The 24,500-nt window shown below is 71.2% G+C and carries 20 protein-coding genes and 3 pseudogenes; 17 read left to right on the top strand and 6 right to left on the bottom strand.

What is annotated here, in order from left to right; all coding sequences use genetic code 11:
* Positions 1-12: 12 nt before the first annotated feature.
* The 3 genes from VGR06_RS33625 to VGR06_RS33635 form a co-directional block, all read right to left on the bottom strand.
* Positions 13-657, bottom strand: coding sequence for an HNH endonuclease family protein (locus tag VGR06_RS33625; RefSeq protein WP_327563224.1), 645 nt, complete (start codon positions 655-657; stop codon positions 13-15).
* Positions 658-798: 141 nt separating this feature from the next.
* Positions 799-1,635 carry a hypothetical protein gene (locus VGR06_RS33630; protein ID WP_327563225.1) on the bottom strand — a complete coding sequence of 279 codons (837 nt, stop codon included), beginning with the start codon at positions 1,633-1,635 and terminating at the stop codon, positions 799-801.
* Positions 1,636-1,680: 45 nt separating this feature from the next.
* Positions 1,681-2,310, bottom strand: coding sequence for a hypothetical protein (locus VGR06_RS33635; protein ID WP_327563226.1), 630 nt, complete (start codon positions 2,308-2,310; stop codon positions 1,681-1,683).
* A gap of 70 nt (positions 2,311-2,380) precedes the next feature.
* Here VGR06_RS33635 and VGR06_RS33640 point away from each other — a divergent pair, with 70 nt between their 5' ends.
* The 4 genes from VGR06_RS33640 to VGR06_RS33655 all read left to right on the top strand — a co-directional run bounded on the left by VGR06_RS33640 (position 2,381) and on the right by VGR06_RS33655 (position 6,868).
* A complete protein-coding gene (locus VGR06_RS33640; protein WP_327563227.1) occupies positions 2,381-3,670 on the top strand; it encodes an adenylosuccinate synthase in 1,290 nt (429 codons plus the stop codon).
* Between the two features lie 88 nt (positions 3,671-3,758).
* Positions 3,759-4,019: a UBP-type zinc finger domain-containing protein gene (locus VGR06_RS33645; RefSeq protein ID WP_327563228.1), complete on the top strand. Its 261-nt coding sequence runs from the start codon at positions 3,759-3,761 to the stop codon at positions 4,017-4,019.
* A 119-nt stretch (positions 4,020-4,138) separates the two neighbouring features.
* Complete coding sequence (locus VGR06_RS33650) at positions 4,139-5,383, top strand: MFS transporter (RefSeq protein WP_327563229.1); 1,245 nt, start codon at positions 4,139-4,141, stop codon at positions 5,381-5,383.
* 189 nt (positions 5,384-5,572) lie between these two features.
* Positions 5,573-6,868: a GGDEF domain-containing protein gene (locus tag VGR06_RS33655; RefSeq protein WP_327563230.1), complete on the top strand. Its 1,296-nt coding sequence runs from the start codon at positions 5,573-5,575 to the stop codon at positions 6,866-6,868.
* A 46-nt stretch (positions 6,869-6,914) separates the two neighbouring features.
* Here VGR06_RS33655 and VGR06_RS33660 read toward each other — a convergent pair whose 3' ends face one another.
* Both VGR06_RS33660 and VGR06_RS33665 read right to left on the bottom strand, forming a co-directional pair.
* Complete coding sequence (locus VGR06_RS33660; RefSeq protein WP_327563231.1) at positions 6,915-10,016, bottom strand: tetratricopeptide repeat protein; 3,102 nt, start codon at positions 10,014-10,016, stop codon at positions 6,915-6,917.
* 91 nt (positions 10,017-10,107) lie between these two features.
* Positions 10,108-11,229 carry a glycerophosphodiester phosphodiesterase gene (locus VGR06_RS33665; protein WP_327563232.1) on the bottom strand — a complete coding sequence of 374 codons (1,122 nt, stop codon included), beginning with the start codon at positions 11,227-11,229 and terminating at the stop codon, positions 10,108-10,110.
* 284 nt (positions 11,230-11,513) lie between these two features.
* Here VGR06_RS33665 and VGR06_RS33670 point away from each other — a divergent pair, with 284 nt between their 5' ends.
* The 12 genes and pseudogenes from VGR06_RS33670 (at position 11,514) to VGR06_RS33725 (ending at position 23,196) form a co-directional block, all read left to right on the top strand.
* Positions 11,514-13,613 carry a TRAP transporter fused permease subunit gene (locus tag VGR06_RS33670; protein WP_327563233.1) on the top strand — a complete coding sequence of 700 codons (2,100 nt, stop codon included), beginning with the start codon at positions 11,514-11,516 and terminating at the stop codon, positions 13,611-13,613.
* Positions 13,606-14,598, top strand: a complete 993-nt coding sequence (locus VGR06_RS33675; protein ID WP_327563234.1) for a TAXI family TRAP transporter solute-binding subunit — start codon at positions 13,606-13,608, stop codon at positions 14,596-14,598. Before VGR06_RS33670 ends, VGR06_RS33675 begins: the two co-directional genes overlap by 8 nt.
* A 125-nt stretch (positions 14,599-14,723) precedes the next feature.
* Positions 14,724-15,989, top strand: coding sequence for a phosphoribosylamine--glycine ligase (purD, locus tag VGR06_RS33680; RefSeq protein WP_327563235.1), 1,266 nt, complete (start codon positions 14,724-14,726; stop codon positions 15,987-15,989).
* A gap of 102 nt (positions 15,990-16,091) precedes the next feature.
* Positions 16,092-16,478, top strand: coding sequence for a PE domain-containing protein (locus VGR06_RS33685; protein WP_327563236.1), 387 nt, complete (start codon positions 16,092-16,094; stop codon positions 16,476-16,478).
* Between the two features lie 28 nt (positions 16,479-16,506).
* Positions 16,507-17,106, top strand: coding sequence for a DUF3558 domain-containing protein (locus tag VGR06_RS33690; protein ID WP_327563237.1), 600 nt, complete (start codon positions 16,507-16,509; stop codon positions 17,104-17,106).
* 11 nt (positions 17,107-17,117) lie between these two features.
* The gene (locus tag VGR06_RS33695; protein WP_327563238.1) at positions 17,118-18,416 is read left to right on the top strand and encodes a PPE domain-containing protein; all 1,299 of its coding nucleotides are present in this window, start codon (positions 17,118-17,120) and stop codon (positions 18,414-18,416) included.
* Entirely contained in the window at positions 18,417-19,166 is a 750-nt protein-coding gene (locus VGR06_RS33700; protein ID WP_327563239.1) for an ESX secretion-associated protein EspG, read from the top strand.
* Positions 19,167-19,224: 58 nt separating this feature from the next.
* Positions 19,225-19,524, top strand: coding sequence for a hypothetical protein (locus VGR06_RS33705; RefSeq protein ID WP_327563240.1), 300 nt, complete (start codon positions 19,225-19,227; stop codon positions 19,522-19,524).
* A gap of 11 nt (positions 19,525-19,535) precedes the next feature.
* Positions 19,536-19,841: pseudogene (locus VGR06_RS33710) on the top strand (WXG100 family type VII secretion target); the annotation flags it as partial.
* Between the two features lie 1,728 nt (positions 19,842-21,569).
* Positions 21,570-21,785, top strand: a pseudogene (locus VGR06_RS33715) (transglycosylase SLT domain-containing protein); the annotation flags it as partial.
* Between the two features lie 20 nt (positions 21,786-21,805).
* Positions 21,806-22,966, top strand: a pseudogene (locus VGR06_RS33720) (aminotransferase class I/II-fold pyridoxal phosphate-dependent enzyme).
* A gap of 50 nt (positions 22,967-23,016) precedes the next feature.
* Positions 23,017-23,196 carry a hypothetical protein gene (locus VGR06_RS33725; RefSeq protein WP_327563241.1) on the top strand — a complete coding sequence of 60 codons (180 nt, stop codon included), beginning with the start codon at positions 23,017-23,019 and terminating at the stop codon, positions 23,194-23,196.
* On the opposite strand, the gene VGR06_RS33730 is transcribed toward VGR06_RS33725, so the two are convergent.
* Positions 23,193-24,215, bottom strand: coding sequence for a GntG family PLP-dependent aldolase (locus VGR06_RS33730; RefSeq protein WP_327563242.1), 1,023 nt, complete (start codon positions 24,213-24,215; stop codon positions 23,193-23,195). The two genes, VGR06_RS33725 and VGR06_RS33730, sit on opposite strands and share 4 nt — an antisense overlap.
* A gap of 132 nt (positions 24,216-24,347) precedes the next feature.
* On the opposite strand from VGR06_RS33730, the gene VGR06_RS33735 reads away from it, so the two are divergent.
* Positions 24,348-24,500 (top strand): sigma factor (locus VGR06_RS33735; RefSeq protein WP_327563243.1); only part of this gene is annotated, 153 nt, incomplete at its 3' end.

Below are 24,500 nucleotides of genomic sequence, written 5' to 3' on the forward strand. Positions count from 1 at the left end.
CGCATTTCGACCTCAGCAGCGGTTGAGCATGTCGGTGAGGGCCGACTTCTCCGCCGAGTTCACGGTGAGCGAGTACTGGAACTTCACATGCGTCCACATCCGGGCGTAGGTGCACCAGTAGCTGGTCAGCGGCGGCTTCCAGGTGGCCGGTGTCTGGTCCCCCTTGGCCTGGTTGACGTTGTCGGTGACCGCGATCAGTTGCGGGTTGGACAGGTCGTTGGCGAACGCCTCCCGCCGCGCCGTGGTCCACGATGACGCTCCGGTGCGCCAGGCGTCGGCCAGCGGCACGACGTGGTCGATGTCCACATCGGACGCCGCGGACCAGGTGGCGCCGTCATACGGGCTGAACCAGCGCCCGGAGACCGAGGCGCAGGCGGAGTCGGTCACCACGCTGGTGCCGTCCCGCTTGAGCACGGTCTCCCGGGTGTTGCAGGCACCGGAAACCGTGTGCCAGTGCGGGAACTTGTCCCGCGAGTAGCCGCTACTCGACCCGTCCGGCGCCACCCGCAGCGACGCGAGCTCCGAGCGGGCGGTCGTCGCGCTGGGAATGTTCGGCGGTGTCGCGGTCGCCACCGCGGCGATGCCGACGGTGAGACCGGTGACAAGCAGGAGAACGGCGAACAAATAGCGCCATGTGCGTTTACCAGACGTGAACATGTTACCTCCGTGTGCAGGGTCACGTGGAAACGTCACCAAATGTGACCGGCGGAGATGAACAGGGCAATATCGCCGGGTGTATGTCGGGCGGAATGCGGACGACTGCCGCGGTATTACGACATTCGGCCGCGGCCGAACGGTCTAACAGGACGGTGAGTTAACCGGATCCGGCCAGTAACCGAACCGCGGATGGCCGGGGCTGCGCACCGCCCGCGTGCAGCCGCGGGAACGCACGGTCGCGTCGGAGTAGCCGACCCCGGTGCGCAGTCCCGCGATGTCCCGCAGCTGGATCATGGGTTCGTCGAAGTAGACGGTTTGCCGGCCCGCCTTCGGCAGCAGGCAGCCGGCCGGCACGAAGCTCCACACGCCGTAGCTACCGCCCACCCGGGGTGCGCTGATCAGCGCGACCGCACCGTCCCTGGTGACATAGCGGTAGCTGACCCGGTTCAGGTCGAGACCGCTCACCCGCTGCGCCGGATCCACCGCGTCCGGCGCGTCGCTGCGCCGGACGTAGTTCAGCGACGGCACGCAGTCCGGGCCGCCGGCAAGCGTCACCCCGGTACCGAACACGACCCGCCGCCAGCCGTCGTCCACCTTGCGCAGCGAGTGGAACGGCGCGTTGATCGCGCCCACCCAGTCCCGCCAGCGATCCGCGTCGGCCCCGCAGGACTCCGGTACGCCGGCCAGCCCGCCCGGCCGGCTCGCCCTGGTCAGGTTCGCCCGCAGCACCCAGCCGACCGGGGTCGCCATCGCGTGCCGCGCGGTGACCCGGATCCGCACCCAGTCACCGCAGTACGCGGTCACCTCGGCCCGGTCGCCGGCTGCCGCGTTGGCCAGCACCAGCCGGCCGGGGCGCTCGCGAACGGTCGCCCGGTCGCTGCCGATCGTGTCGGTGTGGCCGGCCGCGGACACCGGGACGCCAACCGCGACACCGGCACCGAGCAGAACGAGCGTGATCACTGTGAGCCGAATTCTCATCGGCCCAGTACGCCCTCTGGGCCGCGCGCTGTCAGGTCGTTGTGCTCAGCCTGGCAACGCGACTGCGCGGAGATCCTCGGTGTGCCGGTACCACGTCCAGCGGGTGACCGGCCGGGGATGCGGGACGCCGTCATGGGTCACCGTCGCCGGATGGCAGCCGATCTGGAACGCCCGGCCGCGGAACACCTCGACCCGCCGCAGCCGCCCGCGCCACACCTGCCCGACCACGCCGCCGGCCGGATCCGGGGTGACCTCGATCCGTTGCGCCCGGCCGCGCAGCGCCAGCTGGTCGTCGCAGTACGCCTCGCCGGAAAGCGGTCCGGCCGTGCCGCGCCCGACCAGCACGCCGCCGTTGTCGTCGCGGATCACCGGCAGCCCGCGGGGCTCGCCGGTGAGCGCCAGCTCCAGGGCGTCGGCCCGGCGCCGGGGCAGCCCCCACACCGCGGCGGCGGCCGAGTTTCCCGCGGGGACAAGGCCGACCACCAGGTCGAGCCGCTCGGTGCGCACCAGGCGCAGCACGACCGCGGCCAGGCTCGCGTCCGAGCCGGCGACGACGATCCGGTCCGGCGCTGCGGCCAGCGCCGGGTCGAGGTCGGACTTCCTGGGAATCGCCGGCAACTCCCACCAGTCCGGGCGTTCCGCCGGGACCCCGCAGGCCAGTACCACTGCGGTCACTGCACCTCCTGGTCTACGCTCGATCACCGGCAATTCGCCTGAACGGTCCAGTTCACCCGGGGAGTGTCACATGCCGGCAATCGTGATCATCGGTGCCCAGTGGGGCGACGAGGGCAAGGGCAAGACCACCGACCTGCTCGGCGACCGCGTCCAGTGGGTGGTCCGCTACCAGGGTGGCAACAACGCCGGCCACACCGTGGTGCTGCCGGACGGGCAGGACTTCGCGCTGCACCTGATCCCGTCCGGGATCATCACGCCCGGCGTGCGGAACGTCATCGGCAACGGCGTCGTGGTCGACCCCGGTGTGCTGCTCGAGGAACTGGCCGGGCTCGAGGATCGCGGCGTCGACACCTCCGGCCTGCTGGTCTCCGCCGACGCCCACCTGCTCATGCCGTATCACGTGGCCATCGACAAGGTCACCGAGCGCTACCTGGGCAAGGCCAAGATCGGCACGACCGGCCGCGGTATCGGCCCGGCCTACCAGGACAAGGTGGCCCGCGTCGGCGTCCGGGTGCAGGACCTGCTCGACGAGAAGATCCTCCGGCAGAAGGTCGAGGCGGCGCTGGACATCAAGAACCAGATCCTGGTCAAGGTGTACAACCGCCGCGCCCTCGACCCGGTCCAGGTCGCCGACTCGGTGCTCGCGCACGGCGAGAAGTTCGCCCACCGCATCGCCGACACCCGGCTCCTGCTCAACCAGGCCCTCGAACGCGGCGAGATGGTCCTCCTCGAAGGCTCCCAGGGCACGCTGCTGGACGTCGACCACGGCACCTACCCGTTCGTCACCTCCTCCAACCCCACCGCCGGCGGCGCCTGCGCGGGGTCGGGCATCGGCCCCACCCGGATCGACTCGGTGATCGGGATCCTCAAGGCGTACACCACCCGCGTCGGCTCCGGTCCCTTCCCCACCGAGCTGCACGACGAGCTGGGCGAACGCCTCCGCAAGACCGGCGGCGAGTTCGGCGTGACCACCGGCCGCTCCCGCCGCACAGGCTGGTTCGACGCCGTGATCGCCCGCTACGCCGCCCGCGTCAACGGCATCACCGACTACTTCCTGACCAAGCTCGACGTCCTGTCCGGTTTGGACACGGTGCCCATCTGCGTCGCGTACGAAGTGGACGGCCGCCGCGTCGACGACATGCCGATGACCCAGACCGACCTCCACCACGCCATCCCGGTCTACGAGGAAATGCCCGGCTGGTGGGAGGACATCTCCGAGTGCCGCAGCTACGACGACCTCCCGGTCAAGGCCCGCGACTACGTGGAGTACCTCGAACAGCTGTCCGGCGCCCGCATCTCCGCCATCGGCGTCGGCCCCCGCCGCGACCAGACCATCGTCCGCCACGACCTCGCGCCCTGACCGGATTCCCTGCTCGACATTGGGGATATAACGCCCAGACGTGCGCTGACACCCGCCTTGTGATCATCGGCCGGGCTACGGTGGGTGGGTGACCTGTGCACACGTTGAGAAGCTGCCGGACGAGGTGACGCCGGACTCCGCCGAGGGCTGCCGGGACTGTCTCGACTCCGGCCACCACGACTGGGTCCACCTCCGCATGTGCCTGACTTGCGGGCACGTCGGCTGCTGCGACTCGAGTCCGGCCCGGCACGCGACCGCCCACTACAGCGTCACCGGCCATCCGGTCATGCGGTCCCTGGAGCCCGGCGAGGACTGGCGCTGGTGCTTCGCGGACCTGGAATCGGTCTGAGCCAGTCACTTTCGCGTGGTACCTGCCTCGAAACCGTGACAGCGGCTACCGTCCGCGGCCATCATGTATCCGATAGTGTCGTGCGGTGACGGGTCGCGATAACGCACAGGGGTCGGCACGTGGGCGAGGGTGACCAACGTTCGGCGAGCTTCGGAGAAGTCTTCGCGGTTGGTGAGTTTCGCGCGCTGTTCACCGCCCAGGTGCTGTCCGTCGCCGGCGACCAGCTCGCCCGGGTTGCCCTGTCCCTGCTGGTCTTCGACCGGACCGGCTCGGCAGCGCTCACCGCGCTGACCTACGCGCTCACGTTCCTGCCCGACCTGATCGGCGGCCCGCTGCTGGCCGGGCTCGCCGACCGCTACCGCCGCCGCGAGCTGATGGTGGTGACCGACCTCGCCCGCGCGGCCCTGGTCGGCCTGATGGCCATCCCCGGCATGTCCCTCGCGGTCCTGGCCGCGCTGCTGATCGCCGTGCAGCTGCTGGCCTCCCCGTTCAACGCGGCCCGGGCGGCGGTGCTCCCCAGCATCCTCGACGGCGACCGGTTCGTGGTCGGCCAGGGCATCGTCAACATCACCTACCAGCTCGCCCAGCTCGCCGGTTACGTGGGCGGCGGTGTCCTCGTCCGGTTCACCGGAACCCATGTGGCGCTGGGCATCGACGCGGCGACGTTCGCCGTCTCCGCCGTGCTGGTCCGGTTCGGCCTGGCCGAGCGCCCGGTGCCGCAGCCGAACGGCGCGGGGTCGAGCGAGCGGACCACGCTGGTCTCGTTGCGGCTGGGCGCCCGCCTGGTGTGGCGGGACCGTGCGCTGCGGGCCCTGGTCGCGGTCGCGTGCGTATCCGGTTTCTACGTGGTGGCCGAGGGTCTGGCGGTTCCGTACTCGAACGAGCTCGGCGGCGGGGCGGTCGTCGCCGGCCTGCTGTTCGCCGCACAGCCGGCGGGCAACGTGGTCGGGATGGTGATCCTCACCCGGCTGATCGGACCGGCGGCCCGGATGCGGCTGATCGGGCCGCTGGCGGTCGGCGCCTGCGCGGTGCTGATCTGGTGCCTGACCTCCCCGGACATCGTGGTGACCGTCGTGGTGTTCACCCTGTCCGGGGTCGGGGCCGCCTACCACACGGTCGCCTCGGCCGCGTTCGTCCGCGCCGTGCCCGACGCGCAGCGCGGTCAGGCGTTCGGTTTGGCCGTGACATGCCTCAGGGTCTCCCAGGGCGTCGGAGTGGTCATCGCCGGTCTCATCGCGGACGGCGTGCGACCTTCTCTGGTTGTCGGGTGCGCCGGAGCGGTGGGCACCGTGGTGGCGCTCCTCGCCGCACAGGCGCTACGGCGCGCGAGAGCCGCGGTATCACCAGTTGGAGTCACGCATTGAGCACCTCCAGGGACCCCTGATGTCTCGGCCGGCACATTACCCGGACTTCGCCGGGTTGAGCCCATGTTGCGCTCCGCGTGACCCGTTGTGTAACTCTGACTACCGTCCAGTTGTGACACCCGGGCGAGGACCACTCCGATGAGCGGCTTTCATTTTCCACGATCTATGGGGTGGATTGGAACCGTCGCGGTGCGACTTTGGCGGCGGCTGCGGCGCTGGCCGCTGTGGGCGCAACCCGGGCACGTCGTCGTGGTGGTGCTGGTGGTCGAGGGCCTCGCGCTGGTGCTCACCGGGGCCACCGCGACCCGGGTGCCGATCGACCGGGCCGACTGGATCGTCGCCGCGGTGCTGGCCGCGGGCTCGATCTTGCACCTCGAAGCCGCGCGCGGAATCGACCGGATCCGCGAGGCCATGCGCGCGGACGCCCCGTTCATCGACCTCAAGTCGGTCTGGACCTTCGCCGGGGTGCTGCTGCTCCCGCCGCCGCTGGCGGTGGGTCTGGTCGTGCTGACGCACAGCCACATGCGGGTGCGGGTGGTGCGCACGCCGATCTTCCGTTGGGCCTACAGCGCCTCGACCGTGGTGCTGGCCACCCAGGCGGCCTCGGTGGTGCTGCAGGCGGGCCTTCCGCCCGGCTCGTACCCGCACCTTCCGGTCGGCTGGCAGGGCCTTTTCGTTGTCGTGCTGGCCATGCTGACCAGGTGGTTCGTCAACCACGGGCTGATCGTCATGATCATCCTGGTGTCGTCTCCGCAGACCCCGGGCCGCACCGCGCTGGGCAGCGTCGGCGGGTATCTGACCGAGCTCGCCGGCGTGGGCTTCGGCGGTGTCACGGCCCTCGTGGTGACCTACGACCCCTGGTACCTGCTGCTGATGATGCCGCCGCTGCTGTTGCTGCACCGCAGCCTGCTGCTGCACCACTACGAGTTGGCCGCGCGGACGGACGAGAAGACCCGGCTGGCGAATGCCTTGCACTGGAGCGAGATGGCCCGGCGGGAGATCTCCCGGGCGGCCAGAGACGACACCAGTGTTGGCATCCTTATGGTCGATCTCGATCACTTCAAACGGGTCAATGACACGTACGGCCATTTGGCCGGAGACGATGTGCTGAAAGCGGTGGCGGACGCGATTCGCCGGGAGTCGCGCGATTACGACGTGGCGGGGCGGTTCGGCGGTGAGGAGTTCGTGTTGCTGCTGCCCGGCATCTCCACCCAGAACCTGCTGACCCGGGCGGAGCGGCTGCGGGACCGGATCAAGGACCTCAAGGTGCACACCACCGGCAACGGCGGCCGGGTGGAGATCACCAACCTGAGCGCGTCGATCGGCGCGGTCACCTACCCCGCGGGCGGCGATCACCTGGACACCCTGCTGCTCGCCGTGGACGCCGCGCTCTACGAGGCCAAGCGCACCGGCCGCAACCGCACCTGCCTGGCCCCCCAGGTGGAGACGAATGGCCACGTGCCGCAGGCCCGCAAACCGGAATAGCCGAGGGAAGCAACGTCACGTTCATGCCCTGGCGGGGAAGGCAACGTCACGTTGCTTCCCCGCCGAGCAACGCCCGGACGGTGTGCTCTTCCGGGGCGCCGATGCCGGTGTAGATCTCCAGGGCGTGCCGCCAGTGGGTGCGTGCCTCGGCGACATCGCCGGTCGCGGCGCGGGCGAGGCCCAGGATGTGCAGGGCCCGGGCCTCGATCAGGCGCTGCTCGCGATGGCGCACGACGTCCAGGGCCGCGCGGGCGTGCTCGGCGGCCGTGGGCGCGTCGCCGAGCTCGAGGTGGGCCTGGGCGAGCTCGGCCAGCGCCCGGCCTTCGAACAGGCGGATGCCGCGGTCCCGCATGACCTGGAGGGCCTGCTGGCAGAACGTGATCGCGTCGGCGGGCCGGCCGGTGCTCCGGCGCACCCTGGACAGTCCGATGAGGACGGACGCCTCGCCGTAGCAGAACCCGATCTCCCGGGCGATCCGCAGGGCGTCCTGGAAGTGGCCCTCCGCGGCGGCGTAGTCCGCGGTGGCGGCCCACTCGATGAGGCCGAGGCTGTTCAGCGACCGGGCCTCCAGGTACCGGTCGCCGATCTCCCGGCTGAGCGCGAGCGCGCGGTTCGTGTAGATGCGGGCCGTGTCCGCCCGGCCGAGCACCAGCGCGGCCGAGCCGATGTAGTTGAGCGCCACCGCCTCGCCGTGCCGGTCCCCGATCCGCTGGTTGATCTCCAGGGCGCGCTGGTGGAACTCGGCCGCGCGCTCCGGCTGGCCGAGGTGGGCGCAGGCCCGGCCGAGGTTGTGCAGCGAGCCGGCCTCGACGGCTGCGTCGCCGATCGTGCGGGCGATGGTGAGCGCCTCGGTGTGGCAGGCCATGGCCCGGCGGAACTCCCCCAGGTTGTAGTGGATCAGCCCGAACACGTCCCAGGTCGAGGCCCGGCCGGCGGCGTCGCCCGCCTGCTCGGCCGCGCGCAGGGCCGCCTCGCACACCGCCAGCCCGTCGGCGCCGTAGCCGCGGCTGACGAAGTAGCCGCGGAGCATGTCGGCCAGGCGCCAGGCCGCGCTGGGCCGGCCCTGCCCGGCCGCGTGCACGGCGGCCGCGACCAGGTTGAGGCGCTCGGCGTCCAGCCAGCCGATGGCCGCGCTTTCGCTCAGCACCGGGGTTTCCGGGGCCGGGGCGGCCGGTAGCCGGAGCATGCGCGGGTACAGCAGCCGGGTGGCGGTGTCGGCGGTGCGCAGGTAGTAGCCGAGCAACCGGTCCACCGCCGCCGGGCATTCGTCCTCGCGGTGGGCGAGGTCGGCGGCGTAGTGCCGGAGCAGGTCGTGGAACTGGTAGCGGCCGGTGGCCGGCTGCTGCACCAGGTTCGCGGCGGCGAGCTGGCGCAGCGCCCGCCGGGCGTCGTCCACCGGGCATCCGGCGAGCGCGGCCGCGGCGTCGTCGGTGAAGTCCGGCCCGGGAACCAGGCCCAGCAGCCGGAACATCCGCCGGGTGGCGCGGGCCAGCCGGGTGTAGGACAGGTCGAACGCGGCCCGCACCGCGCCGCCGTCGTCCTCCACCAGCCGGAGCTCGGCGACGTGCGCGCGGACGGTCCGGCGCGGGGCCGCGGTCAGGTTGGCCGCGGCGATCCGCAGCGCCAGCGGCAGGCCGGCGCAGATCCGGACGAGCTCGGCGACCGGCTCCGGCTCGGCCCGCACCCGGCCGGCGCCGAGCAGCCCGGCCAGCAGCGCGCGGGCGTCGCCGGGGTCCAGCACGTCCAGGGTGAGCCGGTGTGCTCCTTCCCTGGCCACCAGCCCGGTCAGCCGGTCCCGACTGGTGACCACGACCAGGCAGCCCGGGCTGCCGGGCAGCAGCGGGCGCACCTGGTCCGCGCCGGCCGCGTTGTCCAGCACGATCAGCGCCTTCCGGTTGGCGAGCTGGGTGCGGTAGAGGTTCGCCGCCTCCTCCTCGTCCACCGGCACCCGCTCGGCCGGCACGTCCAGCGCGCGCAGGAACCGGGTCAGGACCGCCACCGGCCGCACCGGCTCACCGGGTGCGTAGCCGCGCAGGTTCACGTACAGCTGGCCGTCCGGGAACCGGGCCCGCACCCGGTGGGCCCACCGCACGGCCAAGGCGGTCTTTCCCACGCCCGCGCTGCCGGTGATCGCCACGAGCCGATCCTTGTTACGCAGCAAGGCATCCAGCCGGTCCAGATGCTCGGCCCGGCCGGCGAACCCGGTCACGTCCGCGGGTAGCTGCGCCGGAACCGTCCTGGTGAGGGACACCGGCTCGGTGCGCAGGATCTGCAGGTGCGCCGCCCGGATCTCGGCGCCGGGCCCCACCCCCAGCTCCTCGTCGAGCCGTTTCCGGACCTCGGTGAACAACCGCAGCGCCGCCGCCTGCTGCCCGGACCCGGCCAGCGCCAGCATGAGCCGGGCGTGCAGGCCCTCGTGCAGCGGCTCCTCCCGGACCAGCGCCCGCAACTGCTCCACCGCGGTCGCCGCCGGCAAACCGCGCTCCAGCACCAGATCCGCGTACTCCAGTGCGGCACCGAGCCGCCGCGCCGCGATCCCCGCCGCCACCGGATGATCGCGCACCCCGGCCGGCAGGTCGGCCAGCAGCGGCCCGCGCCACAAACCGAGCGCCTCCTCCAACGCTCGCGGGTCTCGAGCGGCGCCGGTCAGCTCCCGAAACCGAAGCAGGTCAAGCTGATCACCCGTCACCGCCAGCCGGTACCCGCCGCGCTCCGCGCTGATCACGTGGTCCGGCTCCATCGCCTTCCGCAGCCGCGAGGCGTACGTGTGCACCAGGTTCTGACAACTCGCCGGCGGCCGCTCGCCCCACAGCCCGTCGACGATCTCCACGGGCGACACGATTTCGTTGGGCCGCAACGCAAGCAACCCCAACAACGCCCGCTGCTTGAGCGTCCCGGCGTCGACGGCCCGCCCGCCACGCCGCACCTCCAGCCGGCCCAGCACCCCGATCGCGAGCCGCCCCTCCGGCTCGAACCGAACCCCCACGACCTCCCCGAGCCGCCGGAGCGAGTCATGCCGCGGCCGAGCCACTCTGCCCTGCTCGATGTACCGCACCGCCCGCACGCTCACCCCGGCCCGCTCGGCCAGCTCCCGCTGCGTCAACCGCGCCCTGACCCGCCCGGCCCGCAACTCCTCACCGAAGTGCACAAGCAAATCGTGCCAGATCTGCGGGTCGGCATGCCCTGAAGGACGCCTTCGGGACGTTCAGCGCCCTGAAGGCGTCCTTCAGGGCATCAACTCACGCGGCGGCGCGCAACTCGGTGCGGGTGGCGATGCCGATGTCGGTGTTGTCGGTGAAGACGCCGTCGACGCCGGCCGCGAAGTAGGCCTGGAGCTCGGCGAAGAGGTTGCCGTAGGCGTTGGGGTCGGCCGAGGAGCGGAGGTTGGTGGGCAGGAAGGTGTTTTCCGCGCGGAATGTGTAGGGGTGCAGGGTCAGGCCGGCGGCGTGCGCGTCGCGGACCAGGGTGGTGGGCGCGGCGAGGTTGCCGGCGGCGTCGCGCGGGATGATCTGGATCTTCTCCGGGCCGATGCCGTCGGCGTAGGTCGCGACCTCGCGGAGGCCGGCGGGGGTGACCAGGTCGGCGTAGGTGCGCGGGTCACCGGTGTCGGTGAAGTCGAACGGGGCGCCGGTGGACGAGGTGAGCTGGACCAGCGGGACACGCAGCTGCCGGTTGAGCGCCTTGAGGTTGGACACCTCGAAGGACTGCACGAACACCTTGGCGCCCGGGCGGTTGAGCCCGTTGCGGTTCAGCGCGTCGACGAGCTTCGGCTCCAGCGCGCGGCCCTGCGTGCGGAAGTAGGTGGGGTGCTTGGTCTCCGGGTAGATGCCGATGTCCCGGTGCAGCTCCCGGGAGAGGCGCTTGACCAGGTCGATGACCTCCTGGAAGGTCGGCACCTGGTAGCGCCCATTGAAGATCGTGTTCTCCTGGCGGACCTGCGGCAGCCGCTCCACCGCGCGCAGCGTCTTCAGCTCGGCCAGGGTGAAGTCCTCGGTGAACCACCCGGTGGTGGCCACCCCGTCGAGTGACTTGGTGGTCCGGCGCGCGGTGAACTCGGGGTGGTTCGCCACGTCGGTGGTGCCGCCGATCTCCGGCTCGTGCCGGGCCACCAGCACACCGTCCTTTGTGGTCACCAGGTCCGGTTCGACGTAGTCGGCGCCCATCCGCGCAGCCAGCTCGTAGGACGCCAGCGTGTGCTCGGGCCGGTAGCCGGACGCCCCGCGGTGCCCGATGATCAGCGGCCGGGCGGTCTCGTGCCCGGCCACGGAGTCCGGCGCGGGCTCGGCCACCACCGCCGAGGCTCCGCCGACCAGGGCCAGCGCGGTGGCGAGCACGGACAGTCTCAGGATCTTGGGACGCATGATGGTCTCCTCACCAGGGTCACGGTGCGGTAACGCCGGTTGACGATACGTACGAAAGACTCTTTCCAACAGGACCCACCGGTAGGTTGCGAACTGATGATCCAGGAGCCACGGCAGAGTGAGGGTTATTCAAAATGCCGGCCGCGACGGCGGGCCGCCGGGCGGTGTTCGCTGCCGGCCGCGACGGCAGGCCGGAGGTCTGCCCGAGCGGTCGGCCCCACCCATCAGCCAACCCGACTATGCCGCCAAGCCCGTGATCGTTTTGAATGCTCCTCAAGTGAATTATGAACAGTGAACTGGCCGAGCGGCCGGACCTGATCGATGCCGCCGGCGCGCAGGAGGAGGAACGCCCGGCGCGCCGGCTGGGCCCGCGCTTCGACCGGTTCGTCTGGGCCGCCGCACTGGTCATCGCGCTGCTGGTGCTCAAGCAGGTGTTCGACCCGTTCGCCCGCGGCAACCAGTTCTTTCTGGTGATCTTCCTCGGGGTCACGCTCCCGCTCGTCTACCTGTGCTACCGGCCGCTGGCCCGCCACCGCGACCCGGACAACCCCGGCGTCCTCGACCTGGCTCTCGCGGTAGCCGCCCTCGTCGCCGGTCTCTACCCCGTGCTGCCGTTCGGCGGCGGCTACGACGCGTTCCTCGATCGCGGCGGCCAGCTGTCCACTGTGGACATCTTGGCCGGGACAGTGCTGCTCCTGCTGGTCCTGGAGGCCACCCGGCGCACCACCGGGCTGGTGCTTCCCGTGGTGTGCCTGCTGTTCCTGGCCTACGCCTACTACGGCGGCTACCTCCCGCAGGACTGGGGCATCGCGCACGCCGGCTTCGACTACAGCCAGATCGTCAACGCGTTGTTCAACGACGCCAGTGGTTTCTACGGCATCCCGCTCGGCGTCGCGGCCAGCTACATCGTGCTGTTCACCATCTACGGCGCGGTGCTCAACTCGTCCGGCGCCGGGAAGTTCTTCGTGGACTTCAGCTTCGCGCTGTTCCGCCGGTCCCGCACCGCGCCCGGGCGGACCGCGGCCACCGCCGGCTTCCTGCTCGGCACGGTCTCCGGCTCGGGCACCGCCACCACCGTCACGCTCGGCGCCATCACCTGGCCGGTGCTGAAGAAAGCCGGCTACCCCAAGGAGAACGCCGGCGGGCTGCTCGCCGCGTCCGGCATCGGCGCGATCCTCTCCCCGCCGACCCTGGGCGCCGCGGCGTTCATCATCGCCGAGTACCTGGAGACCTCATACTTCACCGTGATGATCTGGGCGATCATCCCGACGTTGCTGTACTACCTGGGCATCGCGCTCGCCGTGGAGATCGACGCCCGGCGGTTCGGCGCGCACGCGGTCGAGGTGGACCTGCCGAGCGCCTGGCAGGTGCTGAAACGCGGCGTGCACCACTTCGCCTCGCTCGCGATCATCGTGGTGTTCCTGGCGATGGACATCCCGCCGTTCACCGCGGTGGTCTACGCCACCGGCGTGGCCGCGCTGTTCTCGCTGGCCGCCAGGATGCTCGCCGTCTATCGGACGCCGGGGCTGGGCCTGCGCCACCTGGAGTACCGGCCCGGCGCCGAGCCGAAGCGCCCCGAGCGCACCCTGCTCCAAGCGCTGGCCGGCTGGGTCCGCTCGCTGGCCGACTCGCTCGCCGAGGGCGTCCGCGGCGCCCTGCCGGTGATCGCGGTGTGCGCGGCCGCCGGCGTGATCACATCGGTGATCACCAAGACCGGGCTGGGCCAGGTGCTCGCCGACTCCCTTGTGGCGGGGGCGAAAGCGATCTCCTCGAACCCGTCCGTGGTGCTGGTGCTGACCGTCGTGTTCGCCGCGCTCGCGGTCAGCGTGCTGGGCCTGGCGGTGCCGGTCACCGCCTCGTTCATCATCGCCTGGGTGGTGCTCGGCCCGGCGCTGCTCGACCTCGGCGTGCAGCCCGCCGAGGTGGCCATGTTCATCTTCTACTACGCGGTGCTCTCCGAGGTGACCCCGCCGACGGCGCTGGCCGCGGTGGCCGCCGCCGCGATCACCGGCGGCGCGGTGATGCGCACCATGTGGCAGACCTGGAAGTACACGCTGCCGGCGTTCCTGGTGCCGATCGCGTTCGTGCTCACCGACAACGGGGCCGCGCTGCTGCTCCGCCGCGGCGCGGTCGACGTGCTGTGGGTGACCGTGGCGTCCGCGCTCGGCGTTGCCGCGCTCGCCGTGGTCACCGGCGGCTGGCTCGCCGGGCCGGCCCGCTGGCCGGAGCGGTCGCTCTGCCTGCCGGCCGCCCTGCTCCTGCTCTACCTGCAGCCGCTCACGATCGGCATCGGTCTCGCCTGCCTGGCCGCGGCCACCGTCGTGCATCTGGTGGCCCGTGGGCGCACCGTGGTTGAACCTGACAAGGAGGACAGCCGTGCGTAAGTCAACGATCGTCGCCGGCGCGCTGGTCGTCGGTCTCATCGCCACCGGGTGCGGCGGCAAGCGCACCGACACCGGGTCCGGCTCGGGCGGCGGCGGGCAGCAGGCCGCGTGCGAGGCGGCCAGCGGCCGGATCACCATCGCCACCGGCAACACCGGCGGTGTCTACTACACCCTCGGCGGCGGGCTCGCCGAGCTGATCTCCAAGAACACCAACCTGAAGGCCACCGCCGCGGAGACCACCGCGTCCGTGCAGAACATCAAGCAGCTCGTGGCCGGCGACTACGACGTGGCGTTCGCGCTGGCCGACACCGCGGCCGACGCGGTCAACGGCAAGGGCAGCTTCACCGCGCCGCAGAAGGTGGCCGCACTGGCCCGGATCTACTCCAACTCCACCCAGGTCGTGGTCCGCGCGAGCAGCGGCATCAACTCCGTCGCGGACATGCGCGGCAAGAAGATCTCCACCGGTTCGCCGAACTCCGGCACCGAGGTGATCGCCAACCGGCTGCTCCAGGCGGCCGGCCTGGACCCGGCCAAGGACGTGTCCGCCCAGCGCCTGGCGCTGCGGCAGACCGTGGACGGGATGAAGGCCGGCCAGCTCGACGGCCTGTTCTTCTCCGGCGGCCTGCCCACCCCGGAGATCACCGACCTCACCACGTCGCTGCGTGACCAGGTCAAGTTCCTCGACATCACGCCGCAGCTCGACGGCCTGAAGAAGATCAACGCGGTGTACGACAAGGGCAGCATCCCCGCCGCCACCTACAACCTGCCGGCCGACGTGCCGACCATCGTGGTGCCCAACGTGCTGCTGGTCCGGGACGACTTCCCGGCCGGCAACGCCTGCGCGATCACCAAGCTGCTCTTCGACAAGAAGGACGACCTGGTCAAGGTGCACCCGTCGGCCAAGGAGCTGAGCAAGGACCTGGCCCCGAAAACCGACCCGGTTCCGCTGCACTCCGGCGCCAAGCAGGCCCTGAACGTGAGCTGAGGTAACCCAACACTTAGGCTCGCGGCCGTGAGCGAGCTTGCGAGCGAACCATCAGGCGCTGCGCCGGCGCCGAGCTTGCGAGGCGGCGAATCACGCCAGCACCGAGCCTGCGAGGTGTTGGCATAATGCGTGTCCTGGTTATCGGGTCGGGTGGGCGCGAGCATGCGCTGGCCCTCGCGCTGTCGCACGACCCGCGGGTGACCGCGCTGGCGTGCGCCCCGGGCAACGCCGGCACCGCGGCGCTCGCCGAGTCCTACGGCGTGGACGTGACCTCGCCGGCGTCCACGGCCGCGCTGGCCGTGGAGTGGGAGGCCGACCTCGTGGTCATCGGCCCCGAGGTGCCGCTGGTGGCCGGCGCGGCGGATGCGGTGCGCACGGTCGGGGTGCCGTGCTTCGGCCCGTCCGCCGAGGCCGCGCGGATCGAGGGCTCCAAGGCGTTCGCCAAGGAGGTCATGGCCGCGGCCGGGGTGCCGACCGCGGCGGCCGAGATCGTGGACAACCCGGCCCGGCTGGACTCGGCGCTGTCCCGGTTCGGCCCCACCTGGGTGGTCAAGGACGACGGCCTGGCCGCCGGCAAGGGTGTGGTGGTCACCAGCGACCTGGCCGCCGCCCGCGCCCACGCCATGACCCTGCTCGACGACGGTCACCCGGTACTGCTCGAGTCCTTTTTGGACGGCCCGGAAGCGTCCTTGTTCTGCCTGGTCGACGGCACCACCGTGGTCCCCCTGCTGCCCGCCCAGGACTTCAAGCGGGTCGGCGACGGCGGCGCCGGCCCCAACACCGGCGGCATGGGCGCCTACGCCCCGCTGCCCTGGGCCGCCCCCGACCTGGCCGACGAGGTCGCCGCCACGATCATCCAGCCCGTCGTCGCGGAGCTCGCCCGCCGCGGCACCCCCTACTCCGGCCTGCTCTACGCCGGCCTCGCGCTGACCTCCACCGGCCCCCAGGTCATCGAGTTCAACTGCCGCTTCGGCGACCCGGAGACCCAGTCCGTCCTCGCCCTCCTCCGCACCCCCCTCGCCGGCCTCCTGCACGCCGTCGCCACCGGCACCCTCGCCGCCCACCCGCGCCTCGACTGGTCCCCCGACTTCGCCGTCACCGTGGTCATCGCCGCCGACGGCTACCCCGGCCGCCCCCGCCCCGGCGACGTCATCACCGGCTCCGACCTCGACGGCGTCCTGCACTCCGGCACCCGCCGCCGCGACGACGGCGCCATCGTGTCCTCCGGCGGCCGCGTCCTCTCTGTGGTCGGAACCGGCCCCACCCTCTCCGCGGCCCGCGACGACGCCTACCGCCGGGTCGCCGCCATCCACCTCGCCGGCTCCCACCACCGCACCGACATCGCCCTGCGCGCCGTCCAGGGCCAGGTCGGCGTCCCCGCCACCCGTTGAGCGGAACCACCCCCCACACCGGCGCGTCGAACCTCAGCCTGGCCTTACCCTCGAACCGGTAGCTTGGCCAACCCGAGATCACAAGTGGGGAGCGTGCACGGGATGGAGCGTTTCGGCGAGATCGGTCAGGCCCTGGCCACAGTCGACACCGTCACCACCAACCTCAAGTCCGGCACCTTCACGGTCACTCAGGACAACGTCCTCGCCGCCGCCAAGATCATCCAAACCCAGGCCGACACCCTTCGGGACCAGCTGCGCGACGCGCAAAAGGAACTCCGCATCCAGCCGCCCGGAACCGATGATGTGAGCACCCGCATCGCCCCGGCGTGGAACGACATCCTGTTGGACAAGCCCGATTCCTACGCCAACAGGATCCAGCAGTACATCGACGGCCTCGGCAATCTGGCCCGGCAGTGCGCCGCCAGCGCGAAGACCTACGGCTACACCGACGAGCAGGTCGCCGCCGCGTTCGGGGGGCAGATTGCGTAGCCGCGGCTGGGCGCTCGCACTGGCCGGGGTGTGTGCCGCGGCCACGGTCGCCGGCTGTACCCAGTCCCAGGCCGGTCAGGCAGCGCCGGCCACGACAACCGAACCGTCGAGCGCGCCCACGACCGGCCAATCGTCCGGCAGCGCGGCACCGACCATTCCGCCCAGGCCAAGGGAACTGAAGCTTGATGACGTGGATCCATGCGCGCTCTTCACCAAGCCGCAACTGGCACAGCTGAAGGTTGATCGCACCCGGCAGCGCACCAGCAATGCCGAGCAATACCGCGGAATGCGGGAATGCGTTCTCATGGTTGAGAAGCAGTCGCCCGTCTATGACTACGGTGCGTTGGCTGTGACCAATGAAGGAATCGCTCCCTGGCTGAGCGGCAATCGAAACGTCGAGGCGAAGCTGACCTCGGTGGCGGGTTTTGCCGCGGCGACCTACTGGTTCCGCGGCGCGCAAGGCACCAATGCAGCCGACTGTGCCGTTTCCGTTGATGTGGCTGAAGGTCAACAGTTGGTGATCGACACAAACAATGACGGCGCTCATTCATTCACCCTTGAGCAAATGTGCCAGCGGGTCGAACAGGCGGCAGGGCTGGCCGTGCAGACGTTGCAGACGTTGAAGTGAGGCGGGGAGTTATGGACAGCGACCACGGGCTGAGCGATCTGCGGTTTGTGGGGTATGACAACGAGGATCTGGCGCAGCAGGTGGATGGGCTGCGGAATGGGGCTGGGGCGGAGAGTTTGCACAATGCGGCGCGGGCGCTGATCACACTGGCCGGGGGGCTGGCGGAGACCGACCGCGTGCTCCGGGAACAGTTGCAGCAGATCGGGGTTTCGTGGCAGGGGGCGGCGGCCGAGGGTGGCACGCAGGCCACGATGGACGCGACCGTGTACGCCGATGAGGCTGTGCAGCCGGTGGGTGAGTCGGCGGCGGGCGTGGCCACGCAGAGTGGCGAGTTCTCGCATACCCGGAACAGCGCGCCGGAGTCGAGCACCCTGCGGGGGCCGTCCCAACTCAACGGGATCGACCGGTTCGCCGGGGCGTTCGGGCACACCACGGACCACGCCAAGGACGTCCAGGCGACCAACGCCGCGCGGGATCAGGCGATCAGCGGGCTGAACGGTTACCAGCAGGGTAGTTCGGACGCGCTGGGGCGGGCGCGGGAGTTGCCGGTGCCGCCGGGGATGGATCTGGCGACCAGGCCCGCGGACGCCGGGCCTTCGGTCACGCCGGTCGGCGGGTTTCCCGGTGGGGGCGGGTTCACACCGGGCGGTGGCTCGAGCGTCCCCGGGTTCCCGGGAGGTGGTCCGACCGGCGGGCCGGAAAGTGGGCTGACCGGGCCACCGCCGCCGGGTGGAACGCCCGGCACCCCGGGCACGCCGGGAAATCCGGGCACGCCTCAGCAGCCGGGCGGCCGGTTCGGGGTCGGGCCGGTGACTCCGCCGCCGTCCGGGCTGCCGGTGACCGGCACGCCGATCTCGGCGCGCGGGGTACCCAGCCTGTTCGTGGCCGACGCCGCCGCGATCGCCGGGGCCGGGGCACAGGGCGCGGCGGTGGGTTCGTCGGCGGAGAAGGATCGCCTGGTCCGCGGGCGGCCGGGCAGTCCGGGCACGCCGGGGGCGACGCCGGAGGAGGGGCGCGGGAAGAACCCGCCGAAGGGCGCCACGCCGCTCGGCGCCGAGCCGGAGCACGAGGGCAAGGCGGCCAGCCATGCCGAGCGCCACGGCGCCAGGCCCGGCAAACCGGCTGGGAGCTCGATTCTCCAGCCCGCCACCGGGGCAGCGCCGAACGAGGAGGACGGCGAGCACGTGCGCCGCTACGGCGTCGAGTCCGGCGACCTGTTCGAGGACAGCCGGCCCATCGCGCCCGACTCGATCGGCAGCGAGGACGAGGAGCTCGACCTGAAGGCGGACAACGACCTGCGGGCGGACTGAGTGTCGGCCAGCGTCGTCCTGTCCCCGCTGGAGTTCGACGTGGTGTGGGAGAGCGAGCGGCTGCCTCCCCGGCACGTGGCGCTGGACGTGCTCAGCCCGGGCAGGACCCACACCGAACGCACCCAGCTGACGAAGCAGGCGTTCGAGACGCTCGAGCAGCGCGGGCTGGCCCGGAACGGCCGTGCGGTCGCGGACCTGGCCGACTGGCTGAACCTGCTCGCCCACCCCCAGTACAGCATCGACAGTTGGGTGTGGACGGACCACGAGATCAAGTCGCTGGCCGTGGCGGCCGGCGGCGACGGGTTGCTGGCCGTGGTGGAGCCGAGCGAGGTGTGGCTGATCCCGGCCAGGGGCACCGCACTCGCCGAGGCCGCCGTGTCGGTCGCCGGCGAGATGCCGGCCGGCCGCGGTTTCTCGGTCAGCGTGGACACCGACGTCCTGCTCCAGGCCGACGCCCGGTCCGGCGGGAACCCCGGCAAGCTGGAGCTCCTGCTCCGCGACCACGGTATGTCCACAATGGACGCTCGCGGGCTGGCCGCGATGGTGTCCGGAATGGGTACCCGCGGCCAGTTCGGGGCCGAGCGCCGGCCGCGCCGGGCGGACCGGGTGGTCGCCTTCCACGACACGCCGGAGGGCCGTTACGCCTACCTGACCAAGCCGAACAACGCGGGCCGAACCTGGAGCACGATCACGCCGGCGGACAACGCGATGCTGGCCGGTTTCGTGTGGGAGTTGCTGGAAGAGGTCTAGTGCGGGAACCTCTTCACCGGTCGCCGCGTCTGACGCGAAGCTGACGCCGGAGGGGAACGTGCCCAGTTACAACATCGAAGCGATCAACGAGTGCATGCGGAAGGCGCAGGAGTTCAAGCCGAAGTTCGGCGAGATCTCCGACACCTTCCCCGAGGTGTGCACGAACTCGGCGCTCTACGGCACGCTGCCCAGCTCCGCGGCCGTGTCACAGGCGGTCGACGCGCTGAACACCGTGCTGCACAACGAGTTCGCCGCGGCGGAGGCGAAGCTGGATCAGGTGGCCCGGGCCCTGGACGCCGTCGTCACCAGCGTGCAGAACACCGAGGACAGCAATGTCCGCTCGATGACGGCGATCTGAGGGACACAACGATGAGTGCGGTTGGGGATCTGGCCGGGTACGCGGGCGGCGAGCTCGTGGCGGCCGAGGCGGACAAGGTGGAGCACGCGAACCCCGGGGAGATCAGCGCCGCGGCGACCCGGCTGTCCACGGCCGCGACGAACGCCGGCACCGACGGCACCGCGGTGTCCAACGCCGTGAAGGGCCTGGACTCCGCCTGGGAGGGCGGGTCGGCCGACCAGTTCGTGGCCTACATGGACCGGTTCGCCAAGGCCGGCACGGACGTCGGCACCTCGATGACCCAGGCCGCGCAGGCGCTGACCACGGTGGCGGACGCGATCACCGACGCCAAGACCTACCTCGAGACCCGCTGCGACCAGGCGCTGACCGAGATCCGCAACTGGATCCGGCGCAACAGCGACGCCGAGCAGGACCGCATCGACGCCTTCACCCGGGAGGTCTGCGGCGAGGCCGCCGACGACATCCGCACCCGGCTGCAGAGCACCGAGGCCACCCTCAGCTCGGCGGCCGGTGTGCTCAAGTCCGCGCAGACCCCGGCGAGCACGTTCTCCTCGATGCCCGACCCGAACACCCAGCCGTTCACTCCGCAACCCGGCAAGCCGATCGAGTGGACGCCCACCCCGCCACCCGAGACCCAGCCGGCGGGCGCGACAACTCAGAACGGCCAGGGCCAACCCGCGGCCGGCAGCGGCTCCGGCGGCGGAGGCGGCTCGTCCCCCGGCGGCGGAGGCGGGGCGACCGGCGGTGGTGGTGGCGGTGGCGGTGGCATGGGCCCGAGCGGCGGCCCGCCCGCCGGCGGTCCCCCGCCCGGCAACGTGCAGGAGTGGATCAAGCAGGCCATCGAGATCCTGCGCCAGAACGGCGTCAACGTCAGCGAGGCCGACGCCCAGCGCATCTGGCAGATCATCCAGCACGAGTCCGGCGGCAACCCGCACGCCATCAACAACTGGGACTGCGTGCCGCTGGAGACCATGATCCTGACGCGGCGCGGCTGGTTGAAGCACGACGAGGTGCAGATCGGCGACCAGACAATTGGGTACAACGCGGGAACGGGCAGGAGCGAGTGGACCGGAATCGTCCGCGTCATACACCACGAGAACGCCCCGCTGATCCGCATCGGGAACTCTCGATGGCATGCCACCACCACGCCGAATCACCGGTGGCTCAACCTACCGAGGATCAGCCACCGGCGCGCGGATCTTGCGGCTCGGTGTCCCGAATGTGGTTGGGAGTCGCGGTCCGACACTCAGGCGGCGATGGGCGTTGCCGTGCATCGCGCCAAGATCCACGGAGTGGTCTCGCCCGGGCAGCGGCACGGATACGCGGCTCAGGCTCGGTTCGTTGAAAGTGGCCGGATTCGCAGCCGTGACCGCCTGCTGCTTGCCGCCCCGGCGAGCACGGACGCGCGGCTCGACATCACCGATCGAGAAGCAGCGATCTTGGGATGGATAGCGGGTGACGGGCATGTCGAGACGCGCCGCTACGGACCCTCGATGAGCATTGCCCAATCCAAACCCGCCATGGTCGAGAAACTTCGCCGCCTGCTGGACGGCGTTCCGCACGCCAGGTATGTCGATGACCGGGGCGGCTGCGGACCGCGACACCAATTCCGGCTCGACCACCGCTACGCCGCCGACCTGCTCAAGCGCGCCGGTCACCCCAAGACCGAAACGGTCAAGCAGGTTCTGTCCATGTCCACCGCGCAACGGAACGCATGGCTCGAGGCGTTCACCGACGCCGAGGGCACGCGCGCCATGCGACCCGGATACACGAGGCCGCAAGTGACGATCTACCAGGCGCCGGGTGAGGTGCTCGACGCCGCGGTTCTGGCGACCTATCTGTCCGGCGCTCGCCCCCGGGTACTGCACATCCAACGTTCAGTGGACCACGGGTGGAGCCCCGAGGCAGCGGTGCGCGGGAACACCGCCGTCGTCACGGGTTCCGTCCTGCGCAGTGAGGATGCGGGCCGGGGCGATGTTTGGTGCGTCACCACCGAACTCGGCACCTGGACGGCTCGTGAGGACGAGAACGTCTTCCTTACCGGCAACTCGAACGCCGCCGCGGGGCATCCGTCCAAGGGCTTGATGCAGTGCATCGACTCCACGTTCAACGCGCACAAGCTGGCCGGGCACGATGACATCTGGAACCCGGTGGACAACATCATCGCCGGGGTCCGGTACTCGCTGAGCCGGTACGGGTCGCTGGGGAACGTGCCGGGCATCAAGGCCACGGAGAGCGGCGGGCACTACGTGGGCTACTGAGTGCCCACTAGCCTGCGGGCATGCGGGTGCTGCGGGTTGCCGAGCGGGCGCTGATTCCGCCGTTCCACGTGATGGATGTGCTGTCCGCGGCCAATGCCCGGCAGCGCGAGCGCGGCGACGTGGTGTCGCTCGCCGTCGGGCAGCCGAGCGCCGGAGCGCCCAAGCCGGTCATCGTGAAGGCCCAGGAGGCGCTGACCGGGACGAACCTCGGCTACACCGAAGGCCTCGGTATTCCGGAGCTGCGCGCGGCCGTCGCCACGCATTACGCGCACCGGTACGGGCTGGACGTCGACCCGCACCAGGTTGTGATCACCACCGGCTCCTCCGGCGGGTTCCTGCTGGCGTTCCTGGCCGCGTTCGACGTCGGTGACCGGGTAGCCGTCACCCGGCCCGGCTACCCGGCCTACCGCAACATCCTGGCCGCCCTCGGGGCCGAGGTGATCGAGCTGCCGTGCGACGAGCGCACCCGGTTCCAGCCGACCGTCGAGATGCTCGAGGAGCTACCGCACCTCGACGGCCTGGTGCTGGCGAGCCCGGCCAACCCGACCGGCACCGTGCTCGAACCAGCCGAGCTGGCCCGGATCGCGCGATGGTGCGCGGACCGCGGTGTGCAGCTGGTCAGCGACGAGATCTACCACGGCATCTCCTACGGCGCGGAGACGAGTTCCGCCTGGCGGTATTCGACCGGGGCCGTCGTGGTGAACTCCTTCTCCAAGTACTTCGCCATGACCGGCTGGCGGCTGGGCTGGCTGCTGGTGCCGCACCGGCTGCACCGCGCGGTGGACTGCCTGACCGGCAACTTCACGCTCTGCCCGCCCGCGCCCGCCCAGTACGCCGCGCTCGCCGCGTTCGAGCCGGAGTCCTACGCCGAGTTGGACGGCCACGTGGCGTGCTACCGCGCCAACCGCGACCGGCTGCTCGGCGGCCTCCGATAGCTGGGCATCGACCGGCTGGCCCCGGCCGACGGCGCGTTCTACGCCTACGCCGACATCTCCCACCTCACCGAGGACTCGATGGGCTTCTGCCGCAAGCTCCTCGACGAGACCGGGCTGGCCATCGTGCCGGGGATCGACTTCGACCCGGTGGACGGCAACCGGTTCGTCCGGTTCTCGTTCGCCGGCAGCATGGCGGACGTGGACGAGGGTCTGCGAAGGTTGGCCGGGTGGTTGGGGAACCGGTGACCTGAGCTGGCCGTTGACAGGCCGTAACCACGTCGGGGAGGTTAAGGGACATGCCAACGTTTCTGAAGATCGTCATCGCGATCGTCGTGATCTGGCTGGCGTTCGGTCTGATCGGCGCGATCTTGAAGGCCGTCGTCGGGCTGCTGATCGCGGCGGCCGTCGTCACGGTGATCGGCGGGATCGCCTACGCCGCGATCAAGGGCCGCAGTTCGCGTCAGATCGGGCGCTAACCGGAGATCGTCTTGATCCGGTGCAGCGCCTCGGTGATGTCCGTGGCGTCTACGTCGCGGTGCGTGATGAACCGGACCTTGCCGGACATCGGCACCGCCAGCACGCCCACGTTGGCCAGCGCGTCCAGCATCAGGCCGACGTCGGGCACCTCGGCCAGCAGGATGTTGGTCTGCGGCCGGTCCACCCGCCAGCCCAGCTCGGTCAGCCCGTCGGCCAGCGCCGCCGCCTTGGCATGGTCGGCGGCCAGCTCGTCGATGTTGTCCAGCGCGACGAGGCCGGCCGCGGCCAGCACGCCGCCCTGACGCACGCCGCCGCCGAGCATCTTGCGCACCCGCCGCGCCTCGGCCACGAACGCGGCCGAGCCCGCCACCAGCGAGCCGACCGGCGCGCCGAGGCCCTTGCTCAGGCAGACCTGCACGGTGTCCACCCCGACGGTGAGTGCGGCCGGCGGCACTCCGAGCGCGACGGCCGCGTGCCAGAGTCGGGCGCCGTCCAGGTGCACCCGCAGCCCGCAATCCCTCGCGGTCGCCACGAGCAGGGCGTGCTCGTCCGGCGGGGTCACCGCGCCGCCGGCCGCGTTGTGCGTGTTCTCCAAGCACAGCAACGTGGTGCGCAGCATGTAGTACGGCCCGGCGCCGCCGGCCTGGGCCCGCACGGTGTCGGCGGACAGCCGCCCCGGCCCGGCATCCCAGTCCAGCGCCTCGGGCATGCCGCCGGCCAGCCACGCGGCGGTGCCCAGCTCGTTGCCCAGCACGTGCGCGCCGCGCGCGGCGAGGAACCGGTCGCCGCGGCGCAGGTGCAGGGTGAGCGCGATGAGGTTGCCCATCGAGCCGCTCGGCACCCATAACGCGGCGTCGACGCCGAGCAGCCCGGCCACCCGCTCCTCCAGGCGGCGCATGGTCGGGTCGTGGTCGAGGACGTCGTCGCCCACCTCCGCCGCGGCCATGGCCTGCCGCATGCGCAGGTCGGGTCGGGTGACGGTGTCGGAACGGAGGTCAATGGGAGTGGCGGTGGTCACAATCCGATCACACCACACTCGTCGGGCCCACGGGGAACGCAGGGGTGGCGTATGTCTCGGCATCGATCCGTGCAACCGTATGGGCTGCCCGGTCCGTCCCCGGTACGCACACGACGAGCGGAGAACATCCGCGTGGAGCAGCGCGACGAGCAGGAGTTCGCGGAGTACTTCGCCGCCCGGCGAGACGCCGTGCGGCGGACCGCGTTCATGCTCTGTGGCGACTGGCACCGCGCGGACGATCTGGCGCAGACCGCGTTCGTCGCGTTGCACCGGCGCTGGCGCAAG

The organism is Actinophytocola sp. (assembly GCF_036002505.1).
GTDB lineage: Bacteria > Actinomycetota > Actinomycetes > Mycobacteriales > Pseudonocardiaceae > DASYTH01.

Bases quoted from the DNA above. Each gene is read 5' to 3' on its own strand.
- VGR06_RS33625 (WP_327563224.1), bottom strand. From the start codon at position 657: ATGTTCACGTCTGGTAAACGCACATGGCGCTATTTGTTCGCCGTTCTC.
- VGR06_RS33630 (WP_327563225.1), bottom strand. From the start codon at position 1,635: ATGAGAATTCGGCTCACAGTGATCACGCTCGTTCTGCTCGGTGCCGGT.
- VGR06_RS33640 (WP_327563227.1), top strand. From the start codon at position 2,381: ATGCCGGCAATCGTGATCATCGGTGCCCAGTGGGGCGACGAGGGCAAG.
- VGR06_RS33665 (WP_327563232.1), bottom strand. From the start codon at position 11,229: ATGCGTCCCAAGATCCTGAGACTGTCCGTGCTCGCCACCGCGCTGGCC.
- VGR06_RS33670 (WP_327563233.1), top strand. From the start codon at position 11,514: ATGAACAGTGAACTGGCCGAGCGGCCGGACCTGATCGATGCCGCCGGC.
- purD (WP_327563235.1), top strand. From the start codon at position 14,724: ATGCGTGTCCTGGTTATCGGGTCGGGTGGGCGCGAGCATGCGCTGGCC.
- VGR06_RS33685 (WP_327563236.1), top strand. From the start codon at position 16,092: ATGGAGCGTTTCGGCGAGATCGGTCAGGCCCTGGCCACAGTCGACACC.
- VGR06_RS33695 (WP_327563238.1), top strand. From the start codon at position 17,118: ATGGACAGCGACCACGGGCTGAGCGATCTGCGGTTTGTGGGGTATGAC.
- VGR06_RS33725 (WP_327563241.1), top strand. From the start codon at position 23,017: ATGCCAACGTTTCTGAAGATCGTCATCGCGATCGTCGTGATCTGGCTG.